This window comes from Lacinutrix jangbogonensis (genome assembly GCF_000797445.1).
Lineage (GTDB): Bacteria > Bacteroidota > Bacteroidia > Flavobacteriales > Flavobacteriaceae > Lacinutrix > Lacinutrix jangbogonensis.
The window spans coordinates 21,644-28,050 of sequence record NZ_JSWF01000034.1; the positions used below are offsets into that span (position 1 = coordinate 21,644).

Sequence of the window (6,407 nt, forward strand, 5' to 3'; positions counted from 1 at the left end):
GATGTTTAATTAATTTCGTAGAGTATTATACTATCACTATCGCCCTTTGTAATAAATTCTAAAGGCTTGTCGCTGTCAATATTATCTAGTGCTATAGAGGAGTTTCCATACACTGGGAAGTTTTTAATTGGTTTTCCTTGACTATCAAAAAGTAATACTTTTTGCGACTGCAAATCGGTTACAGAAACATAGATTTTGTCTTTAATATAAAACAGTTTTACAGGAGAATAATCGCCTAAATCTAATTCTAATGTGTTGCTCTTGATATTAAGAATATTCTCGTTTTGGGAAACTAAAGTTCTGGTAGTAGTCGCTAAATGATGATTTATATTTAAGTTAACCGGTTTTGTGCTAACGCTTCCTTTTTGGTTTATACTAACTATTTTCCCATCGCTAGTAGTAGTTGTAAATGTGTTGTTGTAATTAAAGACGGGCTCGCTTGAAAATTCTAAATCAGATTTAACCTTAATGCGTGTTTGACCTTTTCGGTTTAATATATTAAGCTTCTTATTAGTTTTAATAAGTATGTAGTCTTTATTGTCCATTCTTATATGTTGTGGCTGGTGGTTGATTGCATTTTTAGCTGAAGAAAATTTAAAGCCATTTACCGTTTTGCCTTTGGCATCATAAAGTAAAACAGATTTACCTTGTGTAACTAAGAGTCTGTATTTTTTGTTTTTATCATAATCGAAAACTGAAAGCGGCTGCGTAATTTTATCATTAAAATTTAATGGGTATCCAGTGACACCTTTCCCTGTTCTATCTATTATATAAACGCGATTTGGTGTTGCAAATGCCAATTGAAGTCTTCCGTTTTTATAAATATCTATTTGTTCTATTTTACCTAAAACAGGGCCATTAAGTTGCTTTTTCCATAAGATGGATCCTATATTAGAAATTAAATACAAGTTGTTATTAATATCCTGCACTATAATTTCTTTTTGCTTACTTCTATGATTCGTAACAAATTGCGGATTGTTTAATAAATCAGCATCCAGCTTAATGTTTAATAACTCTATAACAGCATTTGCTTCAACTTTTGCTTTGTGCTTTTTAATAGCGCCATGAAGATGTGCGTAATGAGTGTCGAAAACAAATTGTAATGCAGAAATTTTATAATCTTTGAAGTTAGTTTCTAAATGTGTATCTAAATTTAGGTCTATTAAATCTTTAAGCTTTTCGTTATTTAAAACGTGTAAAATTGAAGAGGCACTACTAAGGTCTTTAGTTATATTTCTATAATAATCACGGCTGCTTAATGTGGTTTTGTTTTGGTAATTGACAATGATGTTTTCTAAAGCTTCTATATTTCTTGCAAACACAAAAAACTGATCGATTACACAATAGTATTTTGTCTCACTATAGTTTATTAATGGGTAGAAAACGGTTTCAAATAATTCGGGTTTGCTAAAATCGTAAATAGGAATCTGTCTAAAAGTTCCGACTTCGTTGTGCTCGCCTAAGAGATTGTCTTTAGTAGAAATAACATCTATAGAACTTAAAACGATAGCTTGGTTTTCTCCAATAAATATACTCCCAATTTCTATAACATTATCAAATAAGGTTGCGCTATTTATACTGTCTTTTTTGTTGTTGAATGTGTTTAAGTTAGTTTTAAAAACGCTAAAATCATTAAAAGTGAAACTTAAAAAGCCATCACAATTATTAGGCGCAATTTTAGCCAGTTCATTGTCTTGCGGAATCGTGTTTTTGAAAATATTGATGAGCTTTTTAGAAGAACCAGACGCTTTAGTAATACCATTAATAAGTATTTCGTCTTGTGAAATAACTGCATCAAAAGATGTGAAGTCACTAAAAGTCTTAAAGGCTAATGCTTCCGAATTAAAAAAGGAACGAATTAAATTATCATTCTTATGATTTAAGATTACAGAAATAGGTTTGTTTTTATTTGTAGTACTAATAATTTTCTGACGTATTTTGTCATTACTTTTCTTAGCTAAAATAGCTTCTAAAAGCGCACTACTAGAAGTCGCAATTGCAATACTGTCTTTCGATACCGTATATAGTATTTCATTATTAAATGTTATTTTTTGAGCGATATGATTATCGATTTTTAAAGACTCAATTTTAAGGTTTCCCAAGGAGTCTGTAGAAAATAGATTAGCAACCTGTTTTGTAGAAATAGCAAACTGAAGACTGTCGTTTGCATCTTTTAGGAAAGAGACAATAACAGGATTTTCTGTATGTATGTAATCTAAATGGTTTAATTTTTGAGCTATATTTTTGTAAGCTGAAGATTTAGAAATGCCATTTATAAAGCCGTTACTATTTAAGTTAGTTTCTAAGCTTTCAGTATCGTTAATAATAATTGTAATTGAAGCAGCATCTGGAATAAAATCATAAATAGATGCTTTTTTGTAGCTGCTGTTATTACAACTAGCAAAAAGTAATAAAAAGATTAAAACAAGATTAATTTGCTTCATTATATAACTATTGGGTTTTTATACATTCAAAATTACAATTCTAATTTTAATTGTTCGGGTAAAAGTCTAAAGCTTTTTCTGTGGTATTTGGTTACGCCATATTTCCTTATGGCATCACGATGTTCTTTAGTTGGATAGCCTTTATTTTGTTTCCAATTATACATTGGGAATTCTTCGTGTATTTTATGCATGTAAGCATCACGATACGTTTTAGCTAGAATAGAAGCTGCAGCAATACTTAGAAACTTACTATCCCCTTTTACAATAGTTTCATACGGAATATCTTGTAAAGGTTTAAACCTATTACCATCTACAATAATAAATTCAGGTATAGGATCTAATTTTAAAATAGAACGTTGCATTGCTAAAATTGAAGCATTTAGAATGTTTATTTCATCAATTTTTGCTTCAAAAACATGGGTAAAGGCAAACGAGAGCGCTTCAGTTTCTATAATAGGTTTTAAAAAATCACGTTTAGTTTTAGAAAGTTGTTTAGAGTCGTTTAATATAGAGTTTTTGAAACTATTTGGTAAAATAACAGCCGCCGCAGTAACAGGACCTGCTAAGCATCCTCTTCCGGCCTCGTCTGTTCCGCATTCTAGTTTGAATTTTGAAAATTTTAATTTTAGCATTTATAAAGTAAAAAAGTATTCATTTATATAATTCTTAACAAAAAACAGTATTATTAATTGTAATATCATACGAATTTTGAAATGAAGGTTAAATTTAATCAATATTTGATCCAACGGAAAAAGAAACATATTTATTCCCTTAATTTGAAGTTTATTTAATATACTCAGTCGTTTATAGCTTTATTTACCAAACAGATTGAGATATTTCCTATTTTTGGCAAAACTTTAAATTTTAACTTGTTCTTATTTTGCAAGGCTTAAAACAGATATCATGTAATGAATAAAATATTTTTCACATTTTTTTTAATAGGTTTTTTTGGTGTTTCTTATGCTCAAACAAGTCCTAAACCAACTCTAGATAAAGGAGGTAAAGAGTTAAATAATTATTCTAATAATAGAAACGATACACTTTCTAGGGGAAGCGCTAAAAGCACCAGTAATAAAAGTATAAAAAATAAAGACGCAAAAATTACCGACTATCTTATTATATCTCATAAGAACGATACTACTTTCGTAGATACGACCCTTACAATTCAAAAAGAATACAAATATAACTATCTTAGAAAAGACGAATTTAATCTAATGCCTTTTTCTAATATAGGACAAACTTATAATACGTTAAGCCAAGATTTTGAAAGCATTTCTCTAATGCCAGAGTTTGGTGCAAGAGCACGACATTTTAATTATATGGAAATAGAAGATATTAACTATTACCACGTACCAACACCTTTAACAGAGTTAATGTATAAATCGGCTTTCGAGCAAGGGCAACTTCTAGATGCTTTTTTTACGGTAAATACATCAAAACAATTTAATTTTTCGATTGCCTATAAAGGGATGCGTTCACTAGGTAATTATCAACATATTTTAACCAGTACAGGTAATTTTAGATTTACTTCTAGTTATAAAACAAAAAACAGAAAGTACAGTGCAAACTTACATTTTGTTTCCCAAGATCTTTTTAATGAAGAAAATGGAGGCTTAACAGATGAAAATGTGTTGTTTTTCGAATCTAACGAAGAAGATTTCTACGATAGAGGAGTGCTAGAGGTGAATTTCCAAGACGCTCAAAACATATTAAAAGGTAAAAGGTTTTATATAAACCAGAAGTATAATATTGTTACTAAAAAAGATTCTATTTCTAACAATAATCTCAACGTAACTCACATCATGTCTTTAAAAGACAAGAGTTACCTTTTTGAACAAGCCATTCAAAATGATTTTTTTGGAACAGGCTTTAAAAGTTCAAACTTGAGAGATCGTGTAACTTTAGAAGAATTAAGTAATCAATTACAATTAAATTATTCAAATGATATAGTAGGAGATGTTCAATTTAATGTAAGCCATACAAACTATAATTACGGTTACGATAAATTAGTAATATTAAATGGTTCCGCGATTACCAATAGGTTAAAAGGAGATGTATTAGCCGTTGGTGGAAAGTATAAAAAACAAATCAAGGGTTTTAATCTTCAAGGAGAATTAGGAGCAAATGTATCTGGGGATTTTAATGGTAACTTTTTAAAAGCCGCGGCATCCTATAAACTAAATAATGATTTATATGCTTCAGCCCAAATCAATCATAACGCAGTAGCGCCAAATTATAATGCTCAATTGTATCAAAGCGATTATGCAAACTACAATTGGAAAACTCAGTTCAATACAGTAAAAACACAACAATTATCCTTAAACATTAAATCACAAAAATTGGTAAATCTAACCTTAGATTTAACCACTATCAACGATTTTGTCTATTTTGCAAAAAATGAAACCGATAGCTTGGTAAAGCCATTTCAAAACGATAAAACAATAACTTATCTTAGGTTGAAAGTCAATAAAGAAATAAAATACCGAAACTTTGCGCTCAATAATACAATCATGTATCAAAACGTAAAAGACGAGAATGAAGTGTATAATGTTCCGCAAGTTATTACTCGAAATACGTTGTACTATTCCAATCATGTGTTTAAAAAAGCAATGTATTTACAAACAGGAATCACATTCAATTATTTCACTGCATACAAAATGAATGCCTACGATCCGCTGTTGGCAGAGTTTTATACCCAAAATGATCAAGAATTTGGGGGCTTTCCGCGTCTAGATTTTTTCGTGAATGCAAAAATTCGCCAAACAAGAATATACATAAAAGCCGAACATTTTAACGCAGCCTTCACAGGTCGTGACTATTTTTCAGCACCAAATACACCATTTAGAGATTTTAAAGTCCGTTTCGGTGTCGTTTGGAACTTCTTCCTTTAATATTAGTATTATGGCGTTTCCAAGCCATGCAAAAAGCATTGTCTTGGTCGGGCTTTCGTCAGTCGCTCTCTGCGAGGAGCTTCAACAATGTCTCAATCCCTAACGCTGGTAAATAGGTACAGCCTATTTTAAATCATAGTTTAATTTTATTAAGGAGTGGTCCTTGGATTCAGCTTTGCGTATTTTTCACTTTTACAAGAGAATAAAAACCAGAATGACTTGTAATGGTTAAGGATCTACGCGTAGATATTATTTTTTTCGGATTAAATCAATCCTATTTTGTCTATAATGAAAGAGTAAAAAGGCTACAATAATTAAGTAATAAGAATTCTGTAGCAATAGAGAGCTTGAAAACACGGTAAAAGAGGGTCTATATAATAAGGACAAAGTCTAAAAAAAAGAGCAAAAAAAAGGCCACTATAATCCTTTGTAAATAAGGGCATTAAAAGAAGTTTTAAATTAAGTTCAAAAAAGATTAAAAAAAGTATTGTGGGATTGAAAAAGGAGTCTATATTTGCACCCGCTTAGCAACGCAGCCATTGGCAAAGTAGCAAAAGCGACGTTCATTACAAGACTTAAAAAAAATAATAATTTTTATTAAAAATAGGTTTTGGGATAACAAAAAAGGTTGTATGTTTGCAATCCGAAAAAATAGCAATATTTTTTCACAACGTTCTAAGTAAAAATATTGATTAGAAAGCTTTAAAAAAATAATTTAAAATTATTTCAAAAAGCATTGCGGTGTTAAAAATAAGTTTTATATTTGCACCCGCTAAGAGATAAAGTCTTAGAAAAAAGGAATAAAAGTTCATAAACATATTGAATTGACAGCGTAAGATTTTTACTGGAAACGGTAAGAATCAAACAAGAGAATAAACCATTTAGAGTACTTGAAAATTTCTTTGGTTGTTAAGCAAATTAGTCGAAAGACTTTAAAATTTAACGATGAAGAGTTTGATCCTGGCTCAGGATGAACGCTAGCGGCAGGCTTAACACATGCAAGTCGAGGGGTAACAGGGAGCTTGCTCCGCTGACGACCGGCGCACGGGTGCGTAACGCGTATAGAATCTAC

The 6,407-nt window shown here is 30.6% G+C and carries 3 protein-coding genes and 1 rRNA gene; 2 read left to right on the top strand and 2 right to left on the bottom strand.

Features of this window, described 5'->3' with window-relative positions:
- Positions 1–5: 5 nt before the first annotated feature.
- Positions 6–2,444, bottom strand: a complete 2,439-nt coding sequence (locus RH82_RS14245; RefSeq protein ID WP_034061731.1) for a ribonuclease HII — start codon at positions 2,442–2,444, stop codon at positions 6–8.
- A gap of 32 nt (positions 2,445–2,476) precedes the next feature.
- Entirely contained in the window at positions 2,477–3,076 is a 600-nt protein-coding gene (locus RH82_RS14250; RefSeq protein WP_034061733.1) for a ribonuclease HII, read from the bottom strand.
- 276 nt (positions 3,077–3,352) lie between these two features.
- Between RH82_RS14250 and RH82_RS14255 the strand changes: the two genes are divergently transcribed.
- Together RH82_RS14255 and RH82_RS14260 are read left to right on the top strand one after the other, a co-directional pair.
- Entirely contained in the window at positions 3,353–5,335 is a 1,983-nt protein-coding gene (locus tag RH82_RS14255) for a putative porin (RefSeq protein WP_034061736.1), read from the top strand.
- Positions 5,336–6,277: 942 nt separating this feature from the next.
- Positions 6,278–6,407: ribosomal RNA gene (locus tag RH82_RS14260) — 16S ribosomal RNA — on the top strand; the annotation flags it as partial.